At 48.4% G+C, this 5,440-nt stretch carries 2 tRNA genes and 2 rRNA genes; all 4 read left to right on the forward strand.

The features are described from left to right. Positions 1 to 217 precede the first annotated feature (217 nt). The 4 genes from ACT53C_RS14240 to ACT53C_RS14255 all read left to right on the forward strand — a co-directional run bounded on the left by ACT53C_RS14240 (position 218) and on the right by ACT53C_RS14255 (position 5,270). A 16S ribosomal RNA gene (locus tag ACT53C_RS14240) occupies positions 218 to 1,756 on the forward strand. A gap of 87 nt (positions 1,757 to 1,843) precedes the next feature. Next, positions 1,844 to 1,920: transfer RNA gene (locus tag ACT53C_RS14245), tRNA-Ile, on the forward strand. 9 nt (positions 1,921 to 1,929) lie between these two features. Next, positions 1,930 to 2,005 (forward strand) — tRNA-Ala (locus ACT53C_RS14250). Between the two features lie 382 nt (positions 2,006 to 2,387). Beyond that, positions 2,388 to 5,270: ribosomal RNA gene (locus tag ACT53C_RS14255) — 23S ribosomal RNA — on the forward strand. The 16S and 23S rRNA genes sit together here with 2 tRNA genes alongside, the layout of an rRNA operon. Positions 5,271 to 5,440: the final 170 nt, after the last annotated feature.

A 5,440-nucleotide genomic window follows, 5' to 3' on the forward strand; every position in this document is an offset into this window, starting at 1 on the left:
ACTGTTCTTTAAAAATTAGGATGACTGATAAGTGTGGGTGTTTGTAGTTGGGTGTGAACGCATTTGATGCGTAAAACTCAGAAAATACAAATGCTTACGCTTAGATTTATGACAAGTATGTACAGTGTAGTTTACACACATACCTTGAAATGAATTTGAGATATAGCGAAATCGAATACCGCCTCTTAATTGAGGTAAAAAGTAATAGTTAGGAATTAAACTGAAGAGTTTGATCCTGGCTCAGATTGAACGCTGGCGGAATGCTTTACACATGCAAGTCGAACGATGAACCTTAGCTTGCTAAGGGGATTAGTGGCGAACGGGTGAGTAATATATCGGAACGTACCTTGTAATGGGGGATAACTAGTCGAAAGATTAGCTAATACCGCATACGCCCTGAGGGGGAAAGTAGGGGATCTTCGGACCTTACGTTATAAGAGCGGCCGATATCTGATTAGCTAGTTGGTGGGGTAATGGCCTACCAAGGCGACGATCAGTAGCTGGTCTGAGAGGACGACCAGCCACACTGGAACTGAGACACGGTCCAGACTCCTACGGGAGGCAGCAGTGGGGAATTTTGGACAATGGGCGCAAGCCTGATCCAGCCATTCCGCGTGAGTGAAGAAGGCCTTCGGGTTGTAAAGCTCTTTCGCAAGGGAAGAAAACTTACATTCTAATAAAGTGTGAGGCTGACGGTACCTTGATAAGAAGCACCGGCTAACTACGTGCCAGCAGCCGCGGTAATACGTAGGGTGCGAGCGTTAATCGGAATTACTGGGCGTAAAGCGTGCGCAGGCGGTTTTGTAAGTCAGATGTGAAATCCCCGAGCTCAACTTGGGAACTGCGTTTGAAACTACAAGACTAGAATATGTCAGAGGGGGGTAGAATTCCACGTGTAGCAGTGAAATGCGTAGAGATGTGGAGGAATACCAATGGCGAAGGCAGCCCCCTGGGATAATATTGACGCTCATGCACGAAAGCGTGGGGAGCAAACAGGATTAGATACCCTGGTAGTCCACGCCCTAAACGATGTCTACTAGTTGTTGGTGGAGTAAAATCCATGAGTAACGCAGCTAACGCGTGAAGTAGACCGCCTGGGGAGTACGGTCGCAAGATTAAAACTCAAAGGAATTGACGGGGGCCCGCACAAGCGGTGGATTATGTGGATTAATTCGATGCAACGCGAAAAACCTTACCTGGCCTTGACATGCCACTAACGAAGCAGAGATGCATTAGGTGCCCGTAAGGGAAAGTGGACACAGGTGCTGCATGGCTGTCGTCAGCTCGTGTCGTGAGATGTTGGGTTAAGTCCCGCAACGAGCGCAACCCTTGCCATTAATTGCCATCATTTAGTTGGGCACTTTAATGGGACTGCCGGTGACAAACCGGAGGAAGGTGGGGATGACGTCAAGTCCTCATGGCCCTTATGGCCAGGGCTTCACACGTAATACAATGGTCGGTACAGAGAGTTGCCAACCCGCGAGGGGGAGCTAATCTCAGAAAGCCGATCGTAGTCCGGATTGTTCTCTGCAACTCGAGAGCATGAAGTCGGAATCGCTAGTAATCGCGGATCAGCATGTCGCGGTGAATACGTTCCCGGGCCTTGTACACACCGCCCGTCACACCATGGGAGTGGGTTTTACCAGAAGTAGTTAGTCTAACCGCAAGGGGGACGATTACCACGGTAGTATTCATGACTGGGGTGAAGTCGTAACAAGGTAGCCGTATCGGAAGGTGCGGCTGGATCACCTCCTTTCTAGAGAAGATCACCTGTCTACAAGCATTCACTCTTATCGGTCATCTTAAAAATAAGCAGCAACAAAGATTTAGGCAAACCGCCTTAGGGTCTGTAGCTCAGCTGGTTAGAGCACCGTCTTGATAAGGCGGGGGTCGTTGGTTCGAGCCCAACCAGACCCACCACCGAATATTGGGGGATTAGCTCAGCTGGGAGAGCACCTGCTTTGCAAGCAGGGGGTCGTCGGTTCGATCCCGTCATCCTCCACCAACGACTTGGTGTCTTTGTTGCGGTTTAGAGATTAGAAGCAAGCGTTATTAATTGATGTTTGATTAAATGATTGCTTCTGGTTTTTAAACGTTAGTTTAAAAAACTAAGACTGCTCTTTAACAAAATGGAAGAAGTAAAGGAATATAGGTTGTGTGATGACAACTTATATTCAATGGGCGATATTATTTTTTAACCGGAAATAATATCGATTGATTGCAAAATCATAAATATATTAAACGCAAGTTGAGACGTTTGGATTGTTGAGTAATCAATAATTTAAGCAAATCTAACGAGGTTTGATAGTGCTTTAGAATTACCTGTAACGCGTGTCTCATGCACGACGAAATCTAGATTTAAAAGGGTTTAGGTTTTAACGTTATAGGGTCAAGTGAATAAGTGCATATGGTGGATGCCTTGGCGATATCAGGCGATGAAGGACGTGATAGCCTGCGAAAAGCTTCGGGGAGCTGGCAAATAAGCTTTGATCCGGAGATGTCCGAATGGGGAAACCCGGCCGTAAGGTCATTCTCTTCTGAATATATAGGAAGAGTAAAGCGAACCTGGAGAACTGAAACATCTAAGTACCCAGAGGAAAAGAAATCAACCGAGATTCCGTAAGTAGTGGCGAGCGAACATGGAACAGCCTGTTACTTTTAGCAGACGCGATAGTAGAACGGAATGGAAAGTCCGACCGTAGTGGGTGATAGTCCCGTATACGAAATCCCGTTTGTGGAACTAGGGTAACGACAAGTAGGGCGGGGCACGAGAAACCCTGTCTGAACATGGGGGGACCATCCTCCAAGGCTAAATACTCGATATCGACCGATAGTGAACCAGTACCGTGAGGGAAAGGCGAAAAGAACCCCGGGAGGGGAGTGAAATAGATCCTGAAACCGTATGCATACAAACAGTGGGAGCCTCGTAAGGGGTGACTGCGTACCTTTTGTATAATGGGTCAGCGACTTACATTCAGTGGCAAGCTTAACCGATAGGGGAGGCGTAGAGAAATCGAGTCCGAATAGGGCGAATTAGTCGCTGGGTGTAGACCCGAAACCAAGTGATCTATCCATGGCCAGGATGAAGGTGCCGTAACAGGTACTGGAGGTCCGAACCCACAAATGTTGAAAAATTTGGGGATGAGCTGTGGATAGGGGTGAAAGGCTAAACAAACTTGGAGATAGCTGGTTCTCTCCGAAAACTATTTAGGTAGTGCCTCGTATATAACTCTCGGGGGTAGAGCACTGTTATGGCTAGGGGGTTCATAAGAACTTACCAAACCATTGCAAACTCCGAATACTGAGAAGTTCAATTACGGGAGACAGTCCATGGGTGCTAACGTCCGTGGACAAGAGGGAAACAACCCAGACCGCCAGCTAAGGTCCCAAATGACGTGCTAAGTGGAAAACGAAGTGGGAAGGCATAGACAGCCAGGATGTTGGCTTAGAAGCAGCCATCATTTAAAGAAAGCGTAATAGCTCACTGGTCGAGTCGTCCTGCGCGGAAGATGTAACGGGGCTAAGCACGTAACCGAAGCTGCGGATACTAGTTTACTAGTATGGTAGGAGAGCGTTCTGTAGGCCTGCGAAGGTGTACTGTGAGGTATGCTGGAGGTATCAGAAGTGCGAATGCTGACATGAGTAGCGATAAAGGGAGTGAAAAGCTCCCTCGCCGAAAGCCCAAGGTTTCCTGCGCAACGTTCATCGGCGCAGGGTGAGTCGGCCCCTAAGGTGAGGCAGAGATGCGTAGCTGATGGGAAACAGGTTAATATTCCTGTACCTATATACAATGCGATGTGGGGACGGAGAAGGTTAGGTCAGCCGGGTGTTGGATGTCCCGGTTCAAGCGTGTAGGTTGGTTCTTTAGGCAAATCCGGAGAGCTAAGACTGAGACGTGATAACGAGTCTGCTTGCAGACGAAGTGATTGATACCATGCTTCCAAGAAAAGCCACTAAGCTTCAGTTGTATAAGACCGTACCGCAAACCGACACAGGTGGGCAGGATGAGAATTCTAAGGCGCTTGAGAGAACCCGGGAGAAGGAACTCGGCAAATTAGCACCGTAACTTCGGGAGAAGGTGCGCCCCGGTAACGTGTATAGACTTGCTCTAGAAGCGTGATGGGGTTGCAGTGAAAAGGTGGCTGCGACTGTTTAATAAAAACACAGCACTCTGCAAACACGAAAGTGGACGTATAGGGTGTGACGCCTGCCCGGTGCTGGAAGATTAAATGATGGGGTGCAAGCTCTTGATTGAAGTCCCAGTAAACGGCGGCCGTAACTATAACGGTCCTAAGGTAGCGAAATTCCTTGTCGGGTAAGTTCCGACCCGCACGAATGGCGTAACGATGGCCACACTGTCTCCTCTCGGGACTCAGCGAAGTTGAAATGTTTGTGAAGATGCAATCTCCCCGCGGCTAGACGGAAAGACCCCATGAACCTTTACTGCAGCTTTACATTGGACTTTGACAAGATTTGTGTAGGATAGGTGGGAGACTATGAAGCGGTGTCGCCAGATATCGTGGAGTCATCCTTGAAATACCACCCTGATGTTGTTGAGGTTCTAACCTAGGTCCGTAATCCGGACTGGGGACCGTGTATGGTAGGCAGTTTGACTGGGGCGGTCTCCTCCCAAAGAGTAACGGAGGAGTGCGAAGGTAACCTAGGTACGGTCGGAAATCGTACTGATAGTGCAATGGCAAAAGGTTGCTTGACTGCGAGACGGACAGGTCGAGCAGGTGCGAAAGCAGGTCATAGTGATCCGGTGGTTCTGTATGGAAGGGCCATCGCTCAACGGATAAAAGGTACTCTGGGGATAACAGGCTGATTCCTCCCAAGAGTTCATATCGACGGGGGAGTTTGGCACCTCGATGTCGGCTCATCACATCCTGGGGCTGTAGCCGGTCCCAAGGGTATGGCTGTTCGCCATTTAAAGTGGTACGTGAGCTGGGTTTAAAACGTCGTGAGACAGTTTGGTCCCTATCTGCCGTGGGCGCTGCAAGTTTGAGGGGACCTGCTCCTAGTACGAGAGGACCGGAGTGGACGCACCTCTGGTGGACCAGTTATCATGCCAATGGTATAGCTGGGTAGCTAAGTGCGGAAGAGATAAACGCTGAAAGCATCTAAGCGTGAAACTCGCCTCGAGATGAGACTTGCCTCTGGCTTTAAGCCAGCTAAAGAGTCGTTCAAGACCAGGACGTTGATAGGTCAGGTGTGGAAGTGCAGTAATGCATTAAGCTAACTGATACTAATTGCTCGTGAGGCTTGATCCTATAACCTTAAAACTTAGACTAAAATCTAAGCCAGGTGTAGTTCAAAGCAATATGATTTGGCAATCATCTAGAAATAAGAAACACAAGTTGTTTCATACCCTAATCCCATTGAAATACTTAAGCCTGCGAGCTTAAATCCTTTACTTCTTCCAATTTGTTAAAGCAGGCTA

It is taken from the genome of Methylophilus sp. DMC14, from assembly GCF_056314085.1.